The 23041-nt window shown below is 70.8% G+C and carries 19 protein-coding genes; 4 read left to right on the forward strand and 15 right to left on the reverse strand.

Features of this window, described 5'->3' with window-relative positions; all coding sequences use genetic code 11:
• Positions 1-22: 22 nt before the first annotated feature.
• The gene (locus HNO83_RS17085) at positions 23-1381 is read right to left on the reverse strand and encodes a M16 family metallopeptidase (RefSeq protein WP_175338737.1); all 1359 of its coding nucleotides are present in this window, start codon (positions 1379-1381) and stop codon (positions 23-25) included.
• A gap of 138 nt (positions 1382-1519) precedes the next feature.
• On the opposite strand from HNO83_RS17085, the gene HNO83_RS17090 reads away from it, so the two are divergent.
• Complete coding sequence (locus HNO83_RS17090; protein ID WP_175338738.1) at positions 1520-2104, forward strand: TetR/AcrR family transcriptional regulator; 585 nt, start codon at positions 1520-1522, stop codon at positions 2102-2104.
• Between the two features lie 24 nt (positions 2105-2128).
• Here HNO83_RS17090 and HNO83_RS17095 read toward each other — a convergent pair whose 3' ends face one another.
• The 8 genes from HNO83_RS17095 to HNO83_RS17130 form a co-directional block, all read right to left on the reverse strand.
• A complete protein-coding gene (locus tag HNO83_RS17095; protein ID WP_175338739.1) occupies positions 2129-3208 on the reverse strand; it encodes an aldo/keto reductase in 1080 nt (359 codons plus the stop codon).
• A gap of 144 nt (positions 3209-3352) precedes the next feature.
• Positions 3353-4177 carry an HpcH/HpaI aldolase/citrate lyase family protein gene (locus tag HNO83_RS17100; protein WP_175338740.1) on the reverse strand — a complete coding sequence of 275 codons (825 nt, stop codon included), beginning with the start codon at positions 4175-4177 and terminating at the stop codon, positions 3353-3355.
• On the reverse strand, positions 4174-4716 hold the full coding sequence (locus HNO83_RS17105; protein ID WP_175338741.1) for a MaoC family dehydratase: 543 nt from the start codon (positions 4714-4716) through the stop codon (positions 4174-4176). The genes HNO83_RS17100 and HNO83_RS17105 overlap by 4 nt, the downstream gene beginning before the upstream one ends.
• Entirely contained in the window at positions 4713-5360 is a 648-nt protein-coding gene (locus tag HNO83_RS17110) for a CoA transferase subunit B (protein WP_175338742.1), read from the reverse strand. The genes HNO83_RS17105 and HNO83_RS17110 overlap by 4 nt, the downstream gene beginning before the upstream one ends.
• Entirely contained in the window at positions 5357-6118 is a 762-nt protein-coding gene (locus HNO83_RS17115; RefSeq protein WP_175338743.1) for a CoA transferase subunit A, read from the reverse strand. The genes HNO83_RS17110 and HNO83_RS17115 overlap by 4 nt, the downstream gene beginning before the upstream one ends.
• A 104-nt stretch (positions 6119-6222) precedes the next feature.
• Positions 6223-7428, reverse strand: a complete 1206-nt coding sequence (locus tag HNO83_RS17120; RefSeq protein ID WP_175338744.1) for an acyl-CoA dehydrogenase family protein — start codon at positions 7426-7428, stop codon at positions 6223-6225.
• 37 nt (positions 7429-7465) lie between these two features.
• A complete protein-coding gene (locus HNO83_RS17125) occupies positions 7466-9574 on the reverse strand; it encodes an acetyl/propionyl/methylcrotonyl-CoA carboxylase subunit alpha (RefSeq protein ID WP_175338745.1) in 2109 nt (702 codons plus the stop codon).
• Between the two features lie 5 nt (positions 9575-9579).
• A complete protein-coding gene (locus HNO83_RS17130; RefSeq protein WP_175338746.1) occupies positions 9580-11187 on the reverse strand; it encodes a carboxyl transferase domain-containing protein in 1608 nt (535 codons plus the stop codon).
• Positions 11188-11306: 119 nt separating this feature from the next.
• On the opposite strand from HNO83_RS17130, the gene HNO83_RS17135 reads away from it, so the two are divergent.
• Entirely contained in the window at positions 11307-11933 is a 627-nt protein-coding gene (locus HNO83_RS17135; RefSeq protein ID WP_283810123.1) for an SACE_7040 family transcriptional regulator, read from the forward strand.
• Positions 11934-11959: 26 nt separating this feature from the next.
• Here HNO83_RS17135 and HNO83_RS17140 read toward each other — a convergent pair whose 3' ends face one another.
• The 6 genes from HNO83_RS17140 to HNO83_RS17165 form a co-directional block, all read right to left on the reverse strand.
• On the reverse strand, positions 11960-14446 hold the full coding sequence (locus tag HNO83_RS17140) for a penicillin acylase family protein (RefSeq protein WP_349627273.1): 2487 nt from the start codon (positions 14444-14446) through the stop codon (positions 11960-11962).
• A 331-nt stretch (positions 14447-14777) separates the two neighbouring features.
• Entirely contained in the window at positions 14778-17396 is a 2619-nt protein-coding gene (locus HNO83_RS17145) for a penicillin acylase family protein (RefSeq protein WP_175338747.1), read from the reverse strand.
• Positions 17397-17468: 72 nt separating this feature from the next.
• On the reverse strand, positions 17469-18797 hold the full coding sequence (locus HNO83_RS17150; RefSeq protein ID WP_175338748.1) for a citrate synthase: 1329 nt from the start codon (positions 18795-18797) through the stop codon (positions 17469-17471).
• Positions 18798-18936: 139 nt separating this feature from the next.
• Positions 18937-20070, reverse strand: coding sequence for a succinyldiaminopimelate transaminase (gene dapC / locus HNO83_RS17155; RefSeq protein ID WP_349627274.1), 1134 nt, complete (start codon positions 20068-20070; stop codon positions 18937-18939).
• Position 20071: 1 nt separating this feature from the next.
• A complete protein-coding gene (gene fdxA / locus HNO83_RS17160; protein WP_121261659.1) occupies positions 20072-20392 on the reverse strand; it encodes a ferredoxin in 321 nt (106 codons plus the stop codon).
• A gap of 40 nt (positions 20393-20432) precedes the next feature.
• Complete coding sequence (locus HNO83_RS17165; RefSeq protein WP_175338749.1) at positions 20433-20816, reverse strand: hypothetical protein; 384 nt, start codon at positions 20814-20816, stop codon at positions 20433-20435.
• Between the two features lie 99 nt (positions 20817-20915).
• Between HNO83_RS17165 and efeU the strand changes: the two genes are divergently transcribed.
• Both efeU and efeO read left to right on the forward strand, forming a co-directional pair.
• Complete coding sequence (efeU, locus tag HNO83_RS17170) at positions 20916-21779, forward strand: iron uptake transporter permease EfeU (RefSeq protein ID WP_175338750.1); 864 nt, start codon at positions 20916-20918, stop codon at positions 21777-21779.
• A gap of 44 nt (positions 21780-21823) precedes the next feature.
• A complete protein-coding gene (gene efeO / locus HNO83_RS17175) occupies positions 21824-23035 on the forward strand; it encodes an iron uptake system protein EfeO (RefSeq protein WP_175338751.1) in 1212 nt (403 codons plus the stop codon).
• The last annotated feature ends 6 nt before the right edge of the window (positions 23036-23041 follow it).

Genomic DNA, 23041 nt, shown 5'->3' on the forward strand with positions numbered 1-23041 from the left:
AGGGGAACGGGAGGGAGGCGGCTCAGGGAGCGAGTCCGGCGAACAGGTCGTCGGTCACGCTCCCCACCGCAGCGATGGAGACCTGCCGTCCCGCCAGTTCGGCGGCGAGGTCGCGCACATCGTCGGCGGTGACGAGGTGCAGACGACGGAGGCTCTCATCGAGGTCGGCGAACTCGCCGAGGGAGATCTCGGCCCGGCCGAGCCGGGACATGCGGGTGTCGGAGTCCTCCAGCGCGAGCGCCGCGCCGCCGGAGAGCTGGCCGACGGCGCGCCGCAGCTCGTCGGCGGTGACGCCGTCCGCGCCGAGGCGGCGCAGCTCGTCGAGCATGAGCTCCGTCACCTGCCGTGCCTTCGCCGGCGCACAGCCGGCGTACAGGCCGAACACCCCGGCGTCGGAGTACGAGCCGGAGAACGAGTACACCGAGTAGGCGAGGCCGCGGCGCTCGCGCACCTCTTGGAACAGGCGGCTCGACATCCCGCCGCCCAGCACCGAGTTCAGCACGCTCATGGTGGTGCGACGCGGATCGGTGGCGACGATGCCGGGCATCCCGACGAAGACGTTCGCCTGTTCGGTGGGGCGCGCGACCGTGACGACCGCGCTGCCGCGCTCGATCGGTGCCGGGTCGGTCGCCCGCCGGTCCACAGGCTCGGCGGCCAGGTCGAGGTCCCACCCCGCGGCGACGAGCGCGCTCTCCACGCCCGCCACGAGGAGGTCGTGGTCGACGGCGCCCGCGGCGGTCACCACGAGGTCCTGCGGCCGGTAATTGGCGCGGTAGTGCTCCCAGACGCCGTCGCGGGTCGCCGCACGGATCGTGTCGGGCCGACCGCCGATCGGACGCCCGAGGGGATGTGCGCCGAGGACGGCCTGGAACATCCGTTCGTTGGCCACGTCGCCCGGGTCGTCCTCCGCCATCGACAGCTCTTCGAGGATGACGCCGCGCTCGTTCTCGAACTCGGCCGGGTCGATCACCGAGGACGTGAGCATGTCGCCGATCACCTCGACGGCCATCGCGAGGTCGCGGTCCTGCACCTTGGCGTAGTAGCAGGTGTACTCCTTGGCCGTCATGGCGTTGTGCTCTCCGCCGACCGAGTCGAAGGACACCGCGATGTCGAGGGCGGTCCGCGCGCGCGTGCCCTTGAACAGCAGATGCTCGAGGAAGTGCGTCGAACCGAGGGTGCCGGGGAGACCCGCTCCGGCCTCGCTCTCGTCGCGCGACCCCACCGCGACCCAGTAGCCAAGGGTGGCGCTCCGGGCACCCGGCACCTGCTCGCTCAGGATGCGCACGCCGCTGGGGAGGACCGTGCGCCGGACCAGCGCATCGCCGGAGGCGGCGAAGGTGAGGTCGGCCACACCGAGCGGAAGGTCGACTGCGCTGTTCATCCCCTCCACCCTACGCCAGACCGCACGGCGCCCTGTGTCTGGGAATACGAGGACAGACAAACTGGTCTGTCTACGCATATACTGTGGGAGTCGAAGCCGGAGGCAGCCCGCCTCCCCCGAACTAAGGAGTCGTGCCGGATGGCCGTAAGTGCCCGAGCGACCATCCGGCCGCCCGCCCCGTCGAAGGTCAAGATCCTCGCGACCGCGGACCAGCTCTTCTACCAGGAGGGCATCCACACCGTCGGCGTCGACCGGATCATCGCGGGAGCGCGCGTCACCAAGGCGACGTTCTACAAGCACTACCGCTCGAAGGACCTCCTGATCATCGCCTACGTGGAGGGCCGCGACCGGCAGGTGCGCGAGTGGTTCGCAGAGCAGGAGGCGAAGCACAGCGACCCGCGCGACATCGCCCGCGCCCTCGTCGACTCGATCAACGAGGAGGCGGTGCGGCCGGGCTTCCACGGCGACCCGTTCATCAACGCCGCCGCCCAGTTCTCCGACGAGACGGATCCCGTGCGCGTCGCAGTCACGGCGCACCGCGACTGGTACGCCGACCGCATCGAGGAGCTGTTCCGCCAGATCGGCCACCCGCGGCCGGGCGATGCGGCCGACGACCTCATCCTGGCGCGCGACGGGGCCCTGGCCGGCGGCTACGTCGGCGACCCGATCGCCGCCGGCGCGGCGCTGCACCGCGCGCTCGACCGCATCCTCGCCGAGGTCTGACCCGCCCCTGGTCGACCCAGGCGGCTACTCGGAGACGCGGTCGAGGTCGAGCATCTGCGACCGCGTCAGGCGGATGCCCGCGGCGACCATGAGCGCGTCGACCTGGTCCGGCCGGCTGGCGCTCGCGACCGGAGCGACGATCGTCCGCTTGGCGAGCAGCCACGCGAGCGCGATGCTCGCGGGCGCCGCGCCGTGCTCTGCGGCGATGCGATCGAGCACCGCGAGCACGCGCTGCCCGCGGCGGTTCACGTACGCCGACGCCCGGACGCTGCGCGCTCCGGCCGTCAGGTCGGCCTTCGTGCGGTACTTCCCGGTCAGGAATCCGTTCGCCAGCGCGTAGTACGGCATGACGCCGAGCCCCTGCGCGGCCGCGACGATCCTGGGCGCGCTCTCGAACTCGGTGCGGTGCATCAGGTTGTACTGGTTCTGGATGGCGACGAACTTCGGCAGCCCGGAGGACGACAGGATGCGCGCCTCGATCAGCCGGTCCGCACTGAAGTTGGACGCGGCGAGGTACCGCACCTTGCCGCTCTCGATCAGCCACTCCGCGGTCGCGAGGCTGTCCTCCAGCGGCGTCTCGGGGTCGTCGTCGTGGAAGTACAGCAGGTCGATGTGGTCGGTCTGCAGCCGCTCCAGCGACGCCTCGACGGCGCGCACGATGCTGACGGAGCCGAGCCCGGGGTTCTCCTGGTGCCGGCCCACCTTGGTGGCGACGACCATGTGATCGCGGTTGCGGCGCTGTCGCATCCACGTGCCGATGAGCACCTCGCTGCGGCCGCCGACGTAGCTGTCGGCCGTGTCGATGAAATCGCCACCGAGCTGGGCGAAGCGGTCGAGGATGGCGAGGGACGTGTCGCCGTCGGCCGTCCAGCCGAACACGCTGGCGCCCAGCGACAGCGGGTACACCGCGAGGTCGCTCTCGCCGATGCGGCGCGGGGCGATGATCGGCAGCGGGCCGGTGCTCTCGATCGCCGGGTCGATGTCGACGATGCCGGTGGGCGGCGTCGCGGAGCCCGCGCGCGCGAGTTCGCGCGGGTTCGCCGGGCGGTCGACGGTGCGCAGACCCACGGTCTCTAGCAGGCGCAGGGGAAGCAGCTGCGGCATCTCTTCCCCTCCCCCGGAATCGCGGCCCTCGAATCGATTCGAGAACCTTCGATCTCCGATCGAACACTTGCAGGTTACGACATGCCACCGACGTGCGAAGGACGAAACGGGTGAACCCCTGTGGAAAGCTAGGTCACAGTTTCATCACGACCGGCGGAGCACGGCGCGCGCGTGCGCCAGCACCGGTCCGTCGACCATCCGGCCGGCGTGACGGAAGACGCCGCCGCCCGCCCGTTCCGCCGCGTCGAGCAGCTCCCGGGCGGCCTCGACCTCGGCCGGATCGGGCCGGTAGGCGGCCCGGATCGTCTCCACCTGACCGGGATGGATGCAGGCCGTCGCCGCGAATCCGACCGCCACCGCATCCTCCGCCTCCGCGGCCAGACCGTCGAGGTCGGCGATGTCCAGGTGCACCGTGTCCACCGCATCCACCCCGGCGGCGCCGGCGGCGAGCAGCACCGACGACCGGGCGTGCCGGGCGACGTCGCGGTAGCGGCCGTCCGCGTGTCTGCTCGACGTGCCGCCGAGCGACGCCACCAGATCCTCCGCACCCCACATCAGGGCGATCGCCCCCGGCGCCCGTGCGAGCTCCGGGGCGGCGAGCACGCCGGCCGCGGTCTCGCAGAGGGCGATCACGTCGTATCCCGCGAGCCCCGCGAGGTCGGTCGCGCGCTCGGCCTTCGGAAGCATGACCGCGCGGAACAGGGTGGCGGCGAGCGCCGACAGGTCGGCGTCGTGGTCGTCGGAGCCGGCCGGATTGACGCGGACGATCACGCGCGCCGGGTCGAGGTCGGCGGCCACGAGCGCCTCGCGGGCGGCCGGGCGCGCCTGCGGGTCGACGGCGTCCTCCAGGTCGAGGATGACCGCGTCGGCGCGGTCGAGCGCCTTCGCGTAGCGCTCCGGCCGGTCCGCCGGGCAGAACAGCAGCGCCGGGCCCCAGGGGAACGGCCGGCGTCCGTCGGCCGAGGTCACAGCATCCCGTCCGGCTCGCCCGCGCCCGGGTCCAGCGCCTCGGGATCGTCGCCCGCCACCGAGCCGGTCGGCACGGCGTCCCGGCACCACACCATCACCTGGCGGGTGGCCGTCGCCACGACGACGCCGTCCTGGTTGCGGCCGGTGTGCTCCAGCGTCACGATGCCCTGTCCCGGGCGGGACGCGGACAGGCGTTTGCCGATCACGACCGTCTCCGAGTAGAGGGTGTCGCCGTGGTGCAGCGGATGCGGGAACGACACCTCGCTGAAGCCGAGGTTCGCGACGATGGTCCCCTGCGTGAGCTGGGCGACCGAGGCGCCGACGATGGTCGCGAGCGTGAACATGGAGTTCACCAGCCGCTCGCCGAACGGCTGCCGAGCCGACCACGCCGCATCCAGGTGCAGCGCCTGCGTGTTCATCGTGAGCGTGGTGAAGAGGACGTTGTCGGCCTCCGTCACCGTCCGTCCCGGCCGGTGCAGGTAGCGCGTCTCCGGCTCGAACTCCTCGTAGTAGAGGCCGCGCTGCTCGATCTCCCTCATGCCGCCTCCTCCACCTCGACGCGCAGCGGCGCGCCGGTGGCCGCGACCACCTCGTCCACGGTGACCCCGGGGGCGACCTCGCGCAGCACCAGCCCGTCGCCGGTCACGTCGATGACGGCGAGGTCGGTGATGATGCGGTCGACGCATCCCGTGCCGGTCAGCGGGAGGGTGCACTCGCGGAGAATCTTCGGGCGGCCCTCCTTGTCGACGTGCTCCATCATCACGATCAGCCGCTTGGCGCCGAAGACGAGGTCCATCGCGCCGCCCATGCCCTTCACCATCTTTCCGGGGATCATCCAGTTGGCCAGGTCGCCGGTCTCGGAGACCTCCATCGCGCCCAGGACGGCGAGGTCGACGTGGCCGCCGCGCACCATCCCGAACGACAGCGACGAGTCGAAGAAGGCGGCCCCGCGGTTCACGGTCACCGTCTCCTTGCCCGCGTTGATGAGGTCGGGGTCGACCGCCGCCTCCGTCGGGTACGGCCCGACGCCGAGCACGCCGTTCTCGGAATGCAGGATGACCTCGACCCCCTCCGGGATGTAGTTCGGGATGAGGGTCGGCATCCCGATCCCCAGGTTCACGTACTGGCCGTTCTCCAGCTCGCGCGCCACCCGGGCGGCGAGCTCCGTGCGCGTGAGGCTCATCGCGCGCTCCCTTCCGCGACCGTGCGCCGCTCGATCCGCTTCTCGACCCCCGGCGCGGCCACGACCCGCTGCACGAAGATGCCCGGGCAGTGCACCTGTCCGGGGTCGAGCTCGCCCGGCTCGACCAGCTCCTCCACCTCCGCGATAGTGATGCGGCCTGCCATCGCGGCGAGCGGGTTGAAGTTCATCGCCGCCGCGTGGAACACCAGGTTGCCGTGGCGGTCGCCCTTCGCCGCGTGCACGAGCGCGAACCCGGGGCGCAGCGACTCCTCCAGCACGTACTCGGCGCCGTCGAAGGTGCGCACCTCCTTCGGCTCGCTGGCCACGGCGACCGACCCGTCCGGGGCGTAGCGCCGCGGCAGGCCGCCGGTCGCGATCTGCGTGCCGACGCCCGCCGGGGTGAAGAAGGCGGGGATGCCCGCGCCGCCCGCGCGCAGCTTCTCGGCGAGGGTGCCCTGCGGGGTGAGCTCGACCTCCAGTTCGCCCGAGAGGAACTGGCGGGCGAACTCCTTGTTCTCGCCGACGTACGAGCTGATCATCTTGCGGATGCGGTGCTCGGCCAGCAGCAGGCCGAGCCCCCAGTCGTCGACGCCGCAGTTGTTGCTCACCACCTCGAGGTCGGTCGTGCCGGCGTACAGCAGCGCCCGGATGAGCGCGCTCGGGATGCCGCACAGCCCGAACCCGCCGACCGCGAGCGTGCTGCCGTCCGGGATGTCGGCGACCGCCTCCGCCGCCGTCGCCACCGTCTTGTCGATCATCCGTCCTCCTCCTCGAGGGTCCCCCACCATCCGCTCCTGAGTTCTTCGACCGACACGCCGTCGAGAACTCGAAGAACTCAGGAGCAGATGGCTTGTGGATCAGGTTAGGCGTCGAAGCCCAGCGCGCGGGAGATGATCATGAGCTGCACCTCGCTTGTGCCCTCGCCGATCTCCAGGATCTTCGAGTCGCGGTAGTGCCGGGCGACCGGGTTCTCGTTGAGGAAGCCGTAGCCGCCGAAGATCTGCGTCGCGTCGCGGGCGTTGTCCATCGCGGCCTCGCTGCCGACCAGCTTCGCGATCGAGGCCTCCAGCTTGAACGGCTGCCCGGCCATCAGCTTGAAGCAGGCGTCGTAGTAGGCGAGGCGCGCGGCGTGCACGCGGGCCTGCATCCGGGCGAGTTTGAAGGCGATGTGCTGGTTGGAGCCGATCGGCCGGCCGAACACGTTGCGGCTCTTCGCGTAGCGGAGCGCCTCCTCCAGGCAGCCCTGCGCGGCACCGGTGCAGAGCGCCGCGAACGCCACCCGGCCCTCGTCGAGGGTCGCGAGGAAGTTGGAGTAGCCGCGGCCGCGCTCCCCCAGAAGGTTCGCCTCGGGCACGTGGACGTCGGTCAGCGTGAGCGGGTGCGTGTCGGAGGTGTGCCAGCCGACTTTGTCGTACACCGGTTCGGCGACGAATCCCGGCGTGCCACTCGGCACGAGGATCGCCGACAGCTCCTTCTTCACCGTGCCGTCGTCGCGGCGGGACTCGCCGGTCACGGCGGTGATGGTCACGAGCCGGGTGATGTCCGACCCCGAGTTGGTGATGAATTGCTTGGTGCCGTTGATCACCCACTCCCCGTCGCGCAGCTCGGCCGTGGTCTTGGTGCCCGACGCATCCGATCCGGCCTCCGCCTCCGTCAGCCCGAACCCGGCGAGCGCCTCGCCGCGCGCGAGCATCGGCAGCCACTCCTGCTTCTGCTCCTCGGTGCCGCTGCGGTAGATGGGCATGGCGCCGAGGCCGACGCCGGCCTCCAGGGTGACGCCGATCGACTGGTCGACCCGGCCCAGCTGCTCCACCGCGAGGCACAGGGACAGGTAGTCCTTGCCCTGGCCGCCGTACTCGACGGGGAACGGCAGCCCGAACAGGCCCATCCGCCCCATCTCGGCGATGATGTCGTACGGGAGGCTGCGCTTGGTGTCGTACTCGTAGGCGGCCGGGGCGACGACGGTGTCGGCGAAGTCGCGCACCTGGTCGCGGAGGCGGCGCTGCTCGTCGGTGAGCTCGAATCCGGCGACATCGGTGTCCGCCGGGCGATCCATCTGCATGGTCATGCGTTTCCTGTCTCTCGTTGCTCGGCTCTCGTGGGGCCTATCGCTGGGCGGCGGCCGGAGGTGCCGGCGTCGCGTCCGCCTCCTCGGGCGGCACATCGGTGAAGGGGGAGGTGGATGCGGTGGCCGGCTCCTCGGCGTCGACGCGCGCGACCACCTGGTCGAGGCGGACCAGGTCGCCGGGCGCGACCTGCACCGAGACCGTGCCTGCAGCGGGGGCGACGAGGCGGTGCTCCATCTTCATCGCCTCCACGACGACGACCGTGTCGCCGGTCTCCACCCGGGCGCCGTCCGCGACGGGGACGGCGACCACGGTGCCCGGCATCGGCGACCGGAGCTCGGGATGCGCGGCCGACTCCCCGCGCTCGACGGCCGCGAGCCGCTCGGCCAGGCGGGCGGCGCGGTCGCGGAGCCGCAGCGCGCGGGCGCGTCCGTCGCGGGCCAGCCACAGGGTGTCGCCGTCGCGGGCGAGGTCGAAGCGCTCCGTGATCCCGTCGAGGGAGAGGAGCGCGACGGCCGGCCCGCCCGGGGCGGCGGCGTCCCGGAGCCGCACGGACGCCCGGCGGGGTGCGGCGGCGCCGACCGTCACCGCGGCGTCCTCCGGTTCCCCGCTGACGGCGACCACGGTTCCGTCGATGTCGTAGCGGACGGGACGCGGGCGGCCGAGGCGCCAGCCCGACGCGGTGCCCCACAGCGCTCCGACGGCCTCCGGCGGCGTCCGCCGGCGGTCGGCGTGGGCGATCAGCGCTGCCGCGATCAGCTCCTCGTCGGAGGCGGGAACGGGCTGCGCGTCGGCGAACCGGCGGTCGATCAGCATCGTGTCCATCCGGCCGTCCACCACGTCCGCGTCGGAGACCAGGTCGCGCAGCCAGGAGACGTTCGTCACCGAGCCGAGGATGCTCGTGCCCGCCAGCGCGCCGCGCAGCCGGGCGAGCGCCTCGCCGCGGTCGGCGCCCCAGGCGATCACCTTGGCCAGCATCGGGTCGTAGTCGGTGACGATCGGGATGCCCGCCGCGAGCCCGCTGTCCACCCGGATCCCCTCGCCCTCGGGTTCGCGCAGCGCGATCACCCGGCCGCCGGCCGGCAGGAAGCCGCGCTCCGGATCCTCGGCGTACACCCGCGCCTCCACCGCGTGGCCGGTCAGCGTCACGTCGGCCTGCTCGAACGCGAGCGGCTCGCCCGCAGCGATCCGCAGCTGCTGCTCGACGAGATCGAGCCCGGTCACCAGCTCGGTGACAGGATGCTCCACCTGCAGCCGGGTGTTCATCTCCATGAAGAAGAACTCGTCCGGTGCGTCCGCCGACACCAGGAACTCGACGGTCCCCGCGCCCTCGTAGCCGACGCTCGCGGCGACCCGGCACGCGGCCGCGCCGATGCGCTCCCGCGTCGCCTCGTCCAGGAGCGGCGACGGCGCCTCCTCCACCACCTTCTGGTGGCGGCGCTGCAGCGAGCACTCGCGCTCCCCCAGGTGCACGATCCCGCCGTGACGGTCGGCGAGCACCTGCACCTCGATGTGCCGCGGGGACGCGACCAGGCGCTCCAGGAAGAGGGTGTCGTCGCCGAACGCGGCCGCCGCGACCCGGCGGGCCGCCCGCAGCGCCTCCGGCAGTTCGGCCGGCGCATGCACGGCCTGCATGCCCTTGCCTCCGCCGCCGGCGGACGGCTTGACCAGCACCGGGAAGCCGATCCGCTCCGCCGCCGCGATGAGCGCGTCGTCGTCGAGCCCCGGCTCGGCGATGCCCGGGATGGTCGGGACGTCGTACTCAGCGACCGCGTGCTTCGCCGTGATCTTGTCGCCCATCACCTGCAGCGCGTGGACGCCGGGGCCCACGAAAGCGACCCCGGCGGCAGCGCACGCCTCGGCGAGCGCGGGGTTCTCGGAGAGGAAGCCGTACCCGGGATGCACCGCCTGGGCGCCCGTACGGCTGGCGGCATCGAGGATCGCGTCCACATCCAGGTAGCTCTCCCGGGCCGCCGCGGGCCCCAGCCGGACGGCGACGTCGGCCAGCGCGACATGCGGTGCCTCCACGTCGGCGTCGCTGTAGACGGCGACCGACCGGATGCCGAGACGGCGGAGGGTACGGATGACACGGCAGGCGATCTCGCCGCGGTTGGCGACGAGCACGGTATCGAAGAGGCGCGAGGTCACGGCGATCACATCCGGAAGAGCCCGAAGGCCGTGTCGGGGAGCGGGGAGCGCGAGATCACGTCGAGCGCGAGCCCGAGCACGGTGCGGGTCTCGGCCGGGTCGATCACGCCGTCGTCCCACAGCCGGGCGGTCGAGTAGTACGGGTTGCCCTGCTCCTCGTACTGCGCGGCGATGGGGGCGCGGAAGGCCGCCTCCTCCTCTGCCGGCCAGTCCTCACCCCGGGCTTCCAGCTGGTCGCGCTTGACCGTGGCGAGCACGCTGGACGCCTGCTGGCCGCCCATCACCGAGATGCGGGCCGCCGGCCACATCCAGAGGAAGCGCGGCGAGTAGGCCCGGCCGCACATCGAGTAGTTGCCCGCGCCGAACGACCCGCCGATGACCACGGTGAGTTTCGGGACGCGTGTGGTCGCGACGGCCGTGACCATCTTGGCGCCGTTCTTGGCGATGCCGCCCGCCTCGTAGTCGCGGCCGACCATGAAGCCGGAGATGTTCTGCAGGAAGAGCAACGGGATCCCGCGCTGGTCGCACAGCTCGATGAAGTGGGCGCCCTTCAGCGCCGACTCGCTGAACAGCACGCCGTTGTTGGCGACGATGCCGACCGGGTGGCCGTGGATGCGCGCGAAGCCGGTGACGAGTGTCGTGCCGTACTCGGGCTTGAACTCCTCGAAGCCGCTGCCGTCGACGATCCGCGCGATCACCTCGTGCACGTCGTACGGCGCCTGCACGTCGACCGGGACGACGCCGTACAGCTCCTCCGGGTCGGCCGCGGGTGCGACGGCGTCTGCGACGGGCCACGCGGGCGATGCCGGCGGCGGGAGGGTCACGACGATGTCGCGGACGATGGCGAGCGCGTGCTCGTCGTCCTCGGCCAGGTGGTCGACCACGCCGGAGGTGCGGGCGTGCAGGTCGCCGCCGCCGAGCTCCTCCGCGGTGACGACCTCGCCGATCGCCGCTTTCACCAACGGAGGGCCGCCGAGGAAGATCGTCCCCTGGTTGCGCACGATGACGGTCTCGTCGCTCATCGCGGGCACGTACGCGCCACCCGCGGTGCACGAGCCGAGGACGGCCGCGATCTGCGGGATCTTCGCCGCCGACAGCCGGGCCTGGTTGTAGAAGATGCGGCCGAAGTGGTCGCGGTCGGGGAACACCTCGTCCTGCATGGGCAGGAAGGCGCCGCCGGAGTCGACCAGGTAGATGCAGGGCAGGCGGTTCTCCAGCGCGACCTCCTGGGCGCGCAGGTGCTTCTTGACCGTCATCGGGTAGTAGGTGCCGCCTTTGACCGTGGCGTCGTTGCAGACGATCATGACGTGCCGCCCGGCGACCAGGCCGATGCCGGCGATCACGCCCGCGGCCGGGCTCTCGTCGCCGTACATCCCGGTCGCCGCGAGGGTCGCGAGCTCCAGGAACGGGCTCCCCTCGTCGAGCAGGGCGTCGATGCGGTCGCGCGGGAGGAGCTTGCCGCGGGCGACGTGCCGTTCGCGGGCGCGCTCCGGCCCGCCCTCGGCGGCGGTGGCGAGCCGCCGGCGCAGGTCGGCGACGAGCTCCCGCTGGGCGGCGTCGTTCTGCTCGAACCGGGCGTCCGTGGCGGACGCCTCGCTGGTCAGGGTCGGCATGCTGCTCCGTGTGTCGTCGTCGACATTCGGTTAGTGGTCACTAACTCGGTTTTAGGTTAGTGTTCATTAACCGAAAAGTCCAGCCTTCGCCGACGACCGGCCCGACCGCATCGAGGACGATGACCCACCCCGGCCCCACCGCACCCCTGGAGCGCCCCACGCAGCGCAGCCAGGCGAAGGCCGACCGCCGCGCGGCCCTGCTGGAGGCGGCCGCCGGGCTCTTCGCCGAGCGCGGCTTCAACGGCGTGTCGATCGAGGACCTCGGTGCGGCGGTCGGAGTGAGCGGCCCCGCGGTGTACCGGCACTTCGCCTCCAAGCAGGCCGTGCTCGAGGCGCTGCTGGTCGGGGTGAGCGAGCGGCTGCTCGCCGGGGGCGAGGCCGTCGAGGCGGCCGCCGCCGACGCCGGCTCCGGCCTCCGCTCGCTGATCGGCTTCCACATCGACTTCGCTCTCGGCGAGCCCGACACCATCCGCGTGCAGGACCGCGACCTCGACGCGCTGACGGAGGCCGCACGCCGGCAGGTGCGCCGGCTGCAGCGACGCTACATCGAAGTGTGGATGCGCGTCCTCGCCGGGCTCCAGCCCGCGCTCACCGAAGACGAGCTGCGCGTGCGGGTGCAGGGCACCTTCGGGCTCCTCAACTCGACGCCGCACACGGCGCGGGTCGGCGGAGCGCCGGTCGCGGCGGCCGCGGTGCGTCCCGTGCTGGAGCGGATGGCCTGGGCGGCGCTCACCGCGGAGGGCTGACGCTGCCGCCGGTTCGTCGTCCGGGATCAGCCGCTCGGCCGCAGTGTCAGCGTCCGGTCGGCGGCCCTCTTCACTGCGGTGGGGCTGAACGGCCACGGCCGGGACTCCCCCAGCGCCCAGAGCTCGGTCTGGTCGGCGTAGTGAGGATCGAACGCGTGCCCAGAGGCACCCGTGAGGTTGATCCAGGTGCTTCGGTCGAAGTCGTCCAAGTCGACGACCATCCGCATCGATGGCACCAGATCCGCGCCGAAGCCCGCTGCGGCGTCCCATGCGGTGGCGTTGACCACGCTCGTTCCTCCGCTCACGGGCCATGCGCCGCGGTTGAACAGCCACTCGGCGGCCGATATCCCCGATCGACCCAGGGCGGGGTGCACCAGTGTGAGCGTGTGGAGGCGTCCCCACTGCCAGTCCTCCGGGTCGTCTCCCATCAGACGCTTCGACGTGTCCCATGCACGTTCAGCCGCGTGAGAGATCATCCGGTCACGGCCATGGATGCCCAGTTCGGCGTCGTCCCACCACGCCGAGTCAGGCTGGTCGAGCAGCCTCTCGACGACGGAGAACCAACGACTTCCGCCGCTCGGCTGTGCGTCGTCGGGCAGCTTTCGGCCGAATGACTGCTTGAGCAGTTCGGACCAGAAGACGGCGAAGTACGCGGCCTCCGCACTGTCGGCATCGTCATGGAAGTCCCAGTCCTCGAGTAGCCGCGCCGCGTTGCGAACACCGCTCGCCGCATCCGGGCCGTCCGCGATCCGGCTGAGCACAGGCACCAGGGTCGCGGCGTTCGCGTCATACGTATCCAGCTGAATGGATGACATGTCTGCTGAGTCGATCTTCCTGCCGCTCACGATGAACTCCGTCAGTCGCGCGTCGATCTGGTCGGCGCGATAGCCGTAGTCCCAGTCCCGGGCGATGAGCTGCGGGTGCTCAGGACCCACGACAGGGTTGTTGGCCGTCACGACGAAGCCGGAGGGAGGATCGTACACAGCAGGCAGCTGCTCGAACGGGATCGCCCCGGTCCAGTCATACCGACCGGTCCAGCCGGGAACGGGCGCCCGGCCGTCTCCCTCGGCGCGGACGGGAATCCGGCCCGGCGCCTGGTATCCAATGTGCCCTTCCACATCCGCATAGATCAGATTCTGGGACGGGACGTCGAAGAGCTTCGCGGCGTCGCGGAAGCTCTCCCAGTCGCGGGCGACATTCAGTGCGAACGTCGCGGATGCACCTGTGCCCGGCGTGGAACCCGTCCAAGCGAGCGAGACCGCGACCCCGTCAGCAGGCAGTCCGAGCTTCTCCGCGCTGTCTTCGGCGATCGTTGCGTAGGGGCCGCCGTGGTCTGAGATGATCGGGCCGTGTCGGGTGGAACGAACCGTTATCGTGACGTCCTCCCCACCGGCCACCCGGATGCGTTCGGTGCGGCTGGTGAGCGACACCTGCTCGCCCGCGTATTCGTAGGCGCCTCCGGTTACCTTCTCCAGGAACAGGTCGGACACGTCCGGTGCGAGGTTGGTGAAACCCCACGAGATCCGGTCGTTGTGCCCGATCACCACGCCCGGCAGGCCGGCGAACGTGAAACCCGAAACGTCGAACGGACACGAGTCGTTCACCTGCGTGCATCGGAGTCCCATCTGGTACCAGACGGACGGCATCGCCGCGCCGAGGTGCGGATCGTTGGCGAGCAACGGCTTGCCGCTCGTCGTGTGCGCTCCCGAGACGACCCATGAGTTCGAGCCGATCTCGCCCTCCCGCGGGGTCAGCAACTCCGCGAGCACAGGGAGAACGTCGCCCACGTCCTTCGGTGCGGCTCGGTCGACGGCAGCCGACGGACGCAACGGGTCTGCCGGTGCAGCCGAATCGCCCTCCCCCTGATCGGTGACGGTCGGATGGTCGTCGTACGGATACTCCGGGTACAACTCGTCGACGAGGTCCGGAGTCAGTTTCGTGGCCAGCAGAGCACGATTCGTCTCGGCGCCCAGGCTGGAGAGGAGATCCCACGCCATGGCTTTGAGCCACGCGATCGAATCGGCCGGCGTCCACGGCTTCGGCTGGTACGAGGGATTCTGGAGACCCAGAACCGCGTACTCCAGGGAGAGTCCCAGTCCGGTGCGCTGCTTCAGGTACGCGTTCACTCCGTCGGCGTAGGCCCGGTAGTAGCGCAGCGAAGTCGGATCGAGGAGCTTCACCTCCTCTTCGGCGACCTTCCGCCAACCCAGCGTCCGGATGAACACGTCGGTGTCCACCAACCGTTCACCGAACATCTCGGACAGACGGCCGGCGGTCAGATGACGCCGGAAGTCCATCTCCCAGAAGCGGTCCTGTGCATGGACGAAGCCTTGCGCACGAAACACGTCGTCGGGAGTGGATCCCGACAGCTGCGGAACGCCTGCATCGTCCCGGTGCACCGTGACCGGGTTCGACAGGCTCGGGAGATCAAGCCGCCCCGACGTCTGGGGAAGAGAACGCGCCACCGTCCAGACCCCCAGCCCGCCCACAGCAACGACCAGCGCCAGGAGCACGGCCAGACCCAAACCCAGGACTCGCAGCGGGCCGACGCGGCGGCGCGACCGCAGATGGTCGGCACCGAGGCGGTCTCTTCGGTGCGCGCGACTGCTCGGCATCCAGCTCACATGGTCCTCCCCCGGCCGAGGCCTGAAGAGCCTCATCCATTGAGACGGGTCACCTGCACGGATGATGACGTGCCCGCGCTGGAGCCGCCTGCCGTTCGGCGGTGCCCACAGGCGTCCGCCGAGTCACGTTCTCCACAGATCGTGTGGACGCGCGGCGGCCTCGGCCATGCTCAGCGAGGCTCGGGGCATGAACGAAGCCGCTAGTCCCCTCGAAACACTCTCAGCCCGCCGGGCGGAGCGTCAGCGTCTGCGTGGCCGCCTTCTTCACCGCGGCGGAGCTGAACGGCCACGCTCTCGTCTTCCCGGCGGCCCAGAGGTCCGCCTGGTCCGTGTAATGCGGGTCGAAAGCGTGACCGGAGGCGCCCGTCAGGTTGATCCAGGTGCTGCGGTCGAAGTCGGAGAGGTCGACCACCATCCGCATCGACGGCACACGGTTCACGGTGAAGTCCTCGGAGGCGTCCCATCCCGTCGCGTCCACGATGCTGGAGCCGCCGCCCACGTGCCACGGGCCGCGGTTCAGCAGCCATTCGACGGGCGCGACGCCCGACTCGCCCAGGCTGGCGTTCTTCAGCGTGAGCGTGTGGAGGCTGTCCCACCGCCACGACGCCGCGTCGCCGCCGAGCAGCCGGCGAGTCTCGGCCCAGGCGGCGGCGGCCGCATGCGCGATCATCTCGTCGCGGTCGGCGACGCCGAGGTCGGAGTCCGCCCACCACGAGGAGTCCTGCTGCGTCAGCAGCGAGCCGACGACGGTGAACCAGCGGTCGCCTCCGGTCGGAGCCGTCGCCGCGGGCAGCTTCCGCGCGAACATGTCGTGCAGCAGCGTCTTCCAGAACACGGCGAAGTACGCCGCCGGGGCGCTGTCGCCGTCATCGCGGTAGTCCCAGCCCGAGAGCAGGCGGGCGGCCCGCACGAGATCGCCGTCGGCGCCGGGTTTCGCGGCGACGGAACGCAGCACCGGCACGAGGGCTGCCGCGCTGGCATCGTAGGTGTCCGCCTGGATCGCCGACATGTCCTTGGCGGTGACCTTGGTGCCCGCACCGAGCAGCGCGGCGAGCCGCACCTCGATCTGGTTCGCCCGGTAGCCCTGGTCCCAGTCCGCGGTGATCAGGTCGGGGAAGCCCGGCCCCACCGCCGCATTGTTCGCCGTGACGATGTAGCCGGAGGGCGGATCGAAGACCGACGGCAGCCGCTCGAACGGGATCGTGCCCGTCCACGCGTGCTGGCTCGTCCATCCGGGCACCGGCAGGGTACCGTCGCCGGCGGCACGGATCGGGACAAGACCGGGGGCTTGATAGCCGATGTGACCGTCTACGTCCGCGTAGACGAGGTTCTGCGACGGCACCTGGAAGTCCTCGGCAGCGGCGCGGAAGCTCGCCCAGTCTCGAGCGGTGTCGAACGCGAAGATGGCGTTCGCGGTGCGCCCGGGGGTGAGCGCCGTCCAGGCGAGGGACAGCTGGAACTGCTGGGCGGGGACGCCCAGCTTTCCGGCCTGATCCTTGGCGATGACGGCGTAGGCGTCCCCGATGTCGGTGACGATCGGCCCGTGCACGGTGGAGCGGACCGTGATCGTGACGTCCTTGCCGCCGGCGACGCGGATTCGCTCGGTGCGCTTCTGCAGCGGCACCTGCGCGCCGTCGTACTCGTAGGAGTCGCCCGCCACCTTCTCGACGAAGAGGTCGGCGACGTCCGGCCCGAGGTTGGTGAAGCCCCACGAGATGCGGTCGTTGTGGCCGATGATGATGCCGGGGAAGCCCGAGAAGCTGAAACCGGAGACGTCGAACGGGCACTCGGGTCCGACCGTCGTGCAGTGCAGTCCCATCTGGTACCAGACCGACGGCAGCGCGGCGCCGAGGTGCGGGTCGTTGGCGAGCAGCGGCTTGCCGCTCGCGGTGTGCGCTCCGGCGACCACCCACGAGTTCGAGCCAATGTCGTCGCCCGCAGGCCCCATCAACTGTGGCAGACGGTCGACGCTCGCGGCGACCTGCTGCAGCCGGTCTGCGTAGGTCGACGGATCGGCGGCGGCCGTCGCTTCGGCGCTGCCGTCCGCGTCCGCACCGGCCGACGCGGGCTTCTCCTGCGGGGCGGCGTCGGCGGTGACCGTCCGCGGGTCGCCGCCGCCCTGGTCGGTGATCGTCGGGTGCTGCGTGTACGGGTAGCCGGGATGCAGCTCCGCGACCTGCTCGGGCTTGAGCTTGGTGGAGAGCAGGGCGCGGTCGATCTCGTCCTCGAGATTGGAGCGCAGATCCCAGGCCATGGCCTTCAGCCACGCGACGGAGTCAGCGGGCGTCCACGGCTCCGGGCGGTACGACGGGTTCTGCAACCCGAGCACGGCGTATTCGAGCGACAGCTCCGCGCCGGAGCGCTGCTTCAGATAGGCGTTCACACCGTCCGCGTAGTCCTGGTAGTACCGCAACGCGGTCGGGTCGAGCAGTTTCACCTCCTGCTCGGCGATGCGCCGCCAGCCGAGGGTCCGGATGAAGGTGTCGGTGGGAACCTGGCTCGCGCCGAACATCTCCGACAGCCTGCCGGCGGTCACGTGCCGGCGGAAGTCCATCTCCCAGAACCGGTCCTGAGCGTGCACGTAGCCCTGGGCGCGGAAGAGATCGTCCGCGGTGGAGGCGGACAGCTGCGGGATGCCCGCGTCGTCCCGGTACACCGTGACGGGCTTCGTCAGCCCCGGCACCGTCACGGAGCCGGAGGTCTGCGGGAACGACCGCGTGACGGTCCACACCCCCACGCCGCCGGCGACGACGACGAGGACCAGCATCACGGCCAGCACCCCGCCGATCGCGCGGAGCACCCGGTGGTGCCGCCTCAGCCGCGGAGTGTCGTCGCCCACGTCGCTCCTCCGTCCGGCCGGGGGTCACCGTCATCAGGACTGTACCCGATGGCGCTGTGCACTCGCGGACGGTCAGCGGCCGAGGTCGCGCTCCGGCGAGCCGACGTACAGCTGCTGCGGCCGGCCGATCTTGGTCTGCGGGTCGAGGTTCATCTCGCGCCAGTGGGCGATCCAGCCGGGAAGCCGGCCGATCGCGAACAGCACGGTGAACATCCGCGTCGGGAAGCCCATCGCCTTGTAGATGACACCCGTGTAGAAGTCCACGTTCGGGTACAGCTTGCGGTCGATGAAGTACTGGTCGGCGAGCGCGACCTCCTCCAGCTCCTTGGCGATGTCGAGCAGCGGGTCGTGCACGCCGAGGGCCTCGAGCACCTCGTCGGCGGACTGCTTCACGAGCTTGGCCCGCGGGTCGAAGTTCTTGTAGACCCGGTGACCGAAGCCCATGAGCTTGACGCCGGCCTCCTTGTTCTTCACCCGCTCGACGAAGGTGGCGACGCTCTCACCCGAATCGCGGATGCCGGCGAGCATCTGGAGCACGGCCTCGTTCGCGCCTCCGTGGAGCGGCCCGTACAGCGCGTTGATGCCGGCGGAGACGGATGCGAAGAGGTTCGCCTGCGTCGAGCCGACGAGGCGCACGGTCGAGGTGGAGGCGTTCTGCTCGTGGTCCTCGTGCAGGATGAGCAGCCGCTCCAGCGCCCGGGACAGCACCGGGTTCACCTCGTACGGCTCCGCCAGGGTGCCGAAGTTGAGGCGCAGGAAGTTGTCCACGAAGCTCAGCGAGTTGTCCGGGTACAGGAACGCCTGGCCGAGGCTCTTCTTGTGCGCGTATGCCGCGATCACCGGGAGCTTCGCGAGCAGCCGAATGGTGGAGAGCTCCACCTGCTCCGGGTCCGAGACGCTCAGGGAGTCCTGGTAGAAGGTGGAGAGCGCCGAGACCGCGCTCGAGAGCACCGACATCGGGTGCGCGTCGTGCGGGAGGGCGTCGAAGAAGCGGCGCAGGTCCTCGTGCAGCAGGGTGTGCCGGCGGATGCGCTCGTCGAAGTCGGACAGCTCCGACGGGGTGGGAAGCTCGCCGTGGATGAGCAGCCAGGCCACCTCGAGGAACGTGGAGTTCTCGGCCAGCTGCTCGATCGGGTACCCGCGGTAGCGCAGGATGCCCTGCTCGCCGTCGATGTAGGTGATCGAGGAGCGCGTGGCGGCGGTGTTGACGAAGCCGTAGTCGAGGCTGGTGAGCCCGGTCTGCTTGGTCAGCGTCGAGAAGTCGATGCTCGACGCCCCGTCGACACTCGGCCGGATCGGGAACTCGGCGACGCCGCCGGGGAACCTGAGCTCGGCGGTGGCGAGCTCCGTCTCCGCCGGGGCCTTCTCGGTCCCAGTGCTCTCGGTGCCGAGTCCGCTCACAACGCCTCCTGGTGGGATAGTCCTGCTGGTGATCAGGATGCAGCGGCGCTCGTGGCGACGCTGCGGAAGAATCCGTGCCGGTACAGCCTAACGAACGCCGACGACAACTGTCGCATCGCGCAAAGGCCCCGCCATCCCGTTAGAGGGAGTCTCCAAACGCGCGCAGCCGGGACGCCGCCGCGGCCACGCGCTCGTCGGTGGCCGTCAGAGACAGCCGGACGTGCTCCGGATAGTGGACGCCGTAGAAGTGACCCGGACCGGCGAGGATGCCGAGATCGGCCAGCCGCCCGATGCTCTCCCAGGCGTCCCGGCCCTCCGTCGCCCACAGGTAGAGCCCGCCTTCGCTCCGGTCGATCCGGAACCCGGCCGACTCCAGCGCCGGCTTCAGCAGCTCGCGCCTGGCGCGGTAGCGCTCCTTCTGCTCGGCGACGTGGTGGTCGTCGGCGAGCGCCGCCACCATCGCGGCCTGCAGCGGAGCGGGGAGCATGAGGCCCGCGTGCTTGCGGACGTTCACCAGCCGGGCGATCACCGTGCGGCATCCGGCGACGAACGCGGCGCGGTACCCCGCGAGGTTCGACTGCTTGCTCAGGGAGTAGACGGCGAGGATGTTGCGCCGGTCGTCGCCGATCACGCGCGGGTCGAGGACGCTCGGGACGCGCTCCGCATCCCACGGCTCGTCCCAGCCCAGCTCGGCGTAGCACTCGTCGCTCGCAAGGTAGGCGCCCAGCTCGCGGGCGCGGGCGACGGCCGCCCGGAGCTCATCGACCGACAGGATGCGCCCGTCGGGGTTGCCCGGCGAGTTCAGCCAGATCAGGCGGGTGCGCTCCGGCCACTCGGCCGGGTCGTCGCTCGCCAGGGCGGTCGCGCCGGCGATTGCTGCGCCGATGGCGTACGTCGGGTAGGCGGCACGGGGATGCACGACCACGTCGCCCTCCCCCAGGCCGAGCAGGAACGGCAGCAGCGCCACGAGCTCCTTCGAGCCGATCGTGGGGAGGACGTTCTCCACCGTCAGGCCGGGCACGCCCCGCCTGCGCTCGAACCAGGCGGCGATCGCCTCGCGCAGGGCCGGCGTGCCGACCGTGAGCGGATAGGCGTGCGCATCCGTCGCCGCCGCCAGGGCGTCACGGATGAGACCCGGGGTCGGGTCGACCGGTGAGCCGATCGACAGGTCGACGATCCCGGTCGTGTCGCCGAACGGCACCGCAGACCGCGCCCGCTCCGCGTACGGGGCCATCAGGTCCCACGGGTAATCGGGCAGCTCCTGCAGTGCCACGTCAGTGAGCCTGAGGCGGGAGCGCGGCGATGACCGGGTGGTCCTTCTGGATCACTCCGACCTTCGAGGCGCCGCCGGGCGAGCCGATGTCGTCGAAGAACTCCACGTTCGCGCGGTAGTAGTCCTTCCACTCCTCGGGCAGGTCGTCCTCGTAGTAGATCGCCTCGACCGGGCAGACCGGCTCGCAGGCGCCGCAGTCCACGCACTCGTCCGGGTGGATGTACAGCGACCGTTCGCCCTCGTAGATGCAGTCGACAGGGCATTCGTCGATACACGCCCTGTCCTTCACATCGACACACGGGAGAGCGATGACGTAGGTCACAGTGGATCCGATCCCTTCACGAAGGAGCTGTCCTCCTAGCTTAGACGCCGCTCGCGGGCGCGCTCGCCCGCCGGCCGCGCACATCCGGCCAGGCGACCACCACGGCCGCGATGAGGATGGGCGCGACGAGCCAGATCTGGCCGAGCAGATCGTTCGGGATCAGCACGGAGCCCCCGGCGCTCTGCTGGGTGAACAGCAGGATCACCGCGATCGCGCCGAGCGCCGCCAGCAGGGCGGGCAGACGGCTGTGCCCGAGGAGGCGCAGCCCGACGAGCAGGGCCGTGAAGGCGAGCAGGGCACCGATCAGCCCGAGCGGCAGAGGCACTCCCCACGTCACGGTCAGCTGGTGGGCGACGGTTCCGATCGCCCCGAAGACCGCCCCCGCGAGGACGAGCAGGACGGCGCTGACGATCCGGCTGAGCATCTCCGCATCCTATCTGGACACACTCGGGGTGGTGCCTTAGGCTCGATCGAGTAAGGTTAGCCTTACCAACCCCACCCACCGATCCGTCGAAGGTCCCCCGTGCTCGCGAACTACCTCATCGGCCTCCGCGAAGGCCTCGAGATGGCCCTCATCGTCACCATCCTCATCGCCTACGTGGTGAAGGTCGGCCGCACGGATGTGCTCTCCAAGCTGTGGATCGGCATCGGCATCGCCCTGGTCGTGCCGCTCGGCATCGGCGCTGTGCTCACCTGGGGCCCCTACGGCATGAGCTTCCAGGCGCAGGAGATCCTCGGCGGCACCCTGTCGCTGGTCGCGGTCGGGTTCGTCACCTGGATGGTGTTCTGGATGGGCAAGACCGCCCGCACCATGAAGTCCACCCTCCACAACCGCCTCGACTCGGCCCTGGTCGGCGCCGGCTGGGGCGTGGTGCTCCTCGCCATGCTGAGCGTGGGGCGCGAGGGCATCGAGACGTCGCTGTTCGTCTGGGCGACGGTCGCGAGCACGGGCGGCAGCTGGGAGCCGGCCGTCGGCGCGCTCCTCGGCCTCGCCAGCGCGGCAGTCCTGGGCTTCCTGCTCTACCGCGGCATGGTCGAGATCAACCTCGGCACCTTCTTCACCTGGACGGGTGCGTTCCTCATCCTCGTCGCCGCCGGCGTGTTCGCCTACGGGCTCGGCGACCTGCAGGAGGCCGGGCTCCTCCCCGGCGGCGCAGCCCACGCCTACGACATCAGCCGCGCGATCCCCTCCTCCAGCTGGTACGGCACGATCGCCGCGGGCATCCTCAACTTCAACCCCAGCCCGACCCTGCTGCAGGTCGCAGGATGGGTCGGCTACCTGGCGGTCGTCGGCTTCTTCTACGTGCGCCAGCACCGCGCCTCCGCCCGGCCCGCGAAGCCGGCGGCGAGCGCGGCCCCGGCCCCGCACGCGCCGATTGCGTCCTGACCGCAGCACCTCACCGCACCCGAGAAAGAAAGCACAGCACACCCATGCCCCGACCCCGTCCGGTCCCCCACAACCGCCCGGTCCGCCGTCGCCTGGTCGCCGTCGCCGGCTCCCTCGCCGGCGCCGCCGCGCTCGCCGCAGCGCTGAGCGGCTGCGTCCCCAACAAGGCCTCCGCCACCGACGAGGCCATCGCCGTCACGCTCGACGACGCGAAGTGCAGTGTCTCCACCGACACGGCGAAGGCCGGACCGATCACCTTCCAGGTGACCAACACGGGCCAGGACGTGAACGAGTTCGAGCTGCTCGCGACCGACAAGCTGCGCATCGTCGGCGAGAAGGAGAACATCGGGCCGGGGACGACGGTCAACTACGTCGTGCAGCTCGCGGAGGGCGACTACTTCTCCGCCTGCCGCAAGGGCATGGTCGGGCAGCCAACCAACGTCGCGAAGTTCACCGTGACCCCGGGGGACGCCAAGGAGGTGACGGAGAGCGAGAGCAAGCAGGTCGCCCAGGCCGTCGCCAACTACACCGGCTACGTGCGCGACCAGGCCGGTGCACTGCTGACCGCGACGAAGACCTTCGCCGCCGCCTACTCCTCGGGCGACGACGCCGCGGCGCGCTCGCAGTATGCCTCCGCCCGCTCCTTCTACGAGCGCATCGAGCCGACCGCGGAGCAGTTCGGCGACCTCGACCCGGCCCTCGACCTGCGCGAGGCCGACCTGGAGCAGGGCCAGGAGTGGACCGGCTGGCACCGCATCGAAAAGGACCTCTGGCCGCCGGCGGGCTACACGGCCACCGACCGGGCGGCCCGCGGCCCGATCGCGGACAAGCTCGTCTCCGACACCCAGAAGCTGTACGACCTGGTCCGGGCGAAGGACTTCAGCCTGACGATCGACCAGATCTCCAACGGCGCGATCGGCCTGATGGAAGAGGTCGCCGGATCCAAGATCACCGGCGAGGAGGAGGCGTTCTCGCACACCGACCTCGACGACTTCCAGGCCAACCTGGAGGGCGCGCAGGTGGCGTACGGGGTCGTCCGCGACATCGCGGAGAACAAGGGCAGCGCAGGCAAGAGCGTCGTCACGAAGCTCGACGCCGAGTTCACGACCATCGCGGCGACGCTGGCGACCTACAAGAGCGGGAACGGGTTCGTCCCGTACACCGAGCTCACGACCGAGCAGGTCAAGGAGCTGTCCGACCAGGTCAACGCGCTCAGCGAGCCGCTCAGCCGGCTGACCTCCATCGTCGTCAAGTAGGGATCG

It is taken from the genome of Leifsonia sp. C5G2, from assembly GCF_013359685.1.
Taxonomy (GTDB): Bacteria; Actinomycetota; Actinomycetes; order Actinomycetales; family Microbacteriaceae; genus Leifsonia.

Bases quoted from the DNA above. Each gene is read 5' to 3' on its own strand.
- HNO83_RS17085 (WP_175338737.1), bottom strand. From the start codon at position 1,381: ATGAACAGCGCAGTCGACCTTCCGCTCGGTGTGGCCGACCTCACCTTC.
- HNO83_RS17090 (WP_175338738.1), top strand. From the start codon at position 1,520: ATGGCCGTAAGTGCCCGAGCGACCATCCGGCCGCCCGCCCCGTCGAAG.
- HNO83_RS17095 (WP_175338739.1), bottom strand. From the start codon at position 3,208: ATGCCGCAGCTGCTTCCCCTGCGCCTGCTAGAGACCGTGGGTCTGCGC.
- HNO83_RS17105 (WP_175338741.1), bottom strand. From the start codon at position 4,716: ATGAGGGAGATCGAGCAGCGCGGCCTCTACTACGAGGAGTTCGAGCCG.
- HNO83_RS17110 (WP_175338742.1), bottom strand. From the start codon at position 5,360: ATGAGCCTCACGCGCACGGAGCTCGCCGCCCGGGTGGCGCGCGAGCTG.
- HNO83_RS17115 (WP_175338743.1), bottom strand. From the start codon at position 6,118: ATGATCGACAAGACGGTGGCGACGGCGGCGGAGGCGGTCGCCGACATC.
- HNO83_RS17120 (WP_175338744.1), bottom strand. From the start codon at position 7,428: ATGACCATGCAGATGGATCGCCCGGCGGACACCGATGTCGCCGGATTC.
- HNO83_RS17130 (WP_175338746.1), bottom strand. From the start codon at position 11,187: ATGCCGACCCTGACCAGCGAGGCGTCCGCCACGGACGCCCGGTTCGAG.
- HNO83_RS17135 (WP_283810123.1), top strand. From the start codon at position 11,307: ATGACCCACCCCGGCCCCACCGCACCCCTGGAGCGCCCCACGCAGCGC.
- HNO83_RS17165 (WP_175338749.1), bottom strand. From the start codon at position 20,816: ATGCTCAGCCGGATCGTCAGCGCCGTCCTGCTCGTCCTCGCGGGGGCG.
- efeO (WP_175338751.1), top strand. From the start codon at position 21,824: ATGCCCCGACCCCGTCCGGTCCCCCACAACCGCCCGGTCCGCCGTCGC.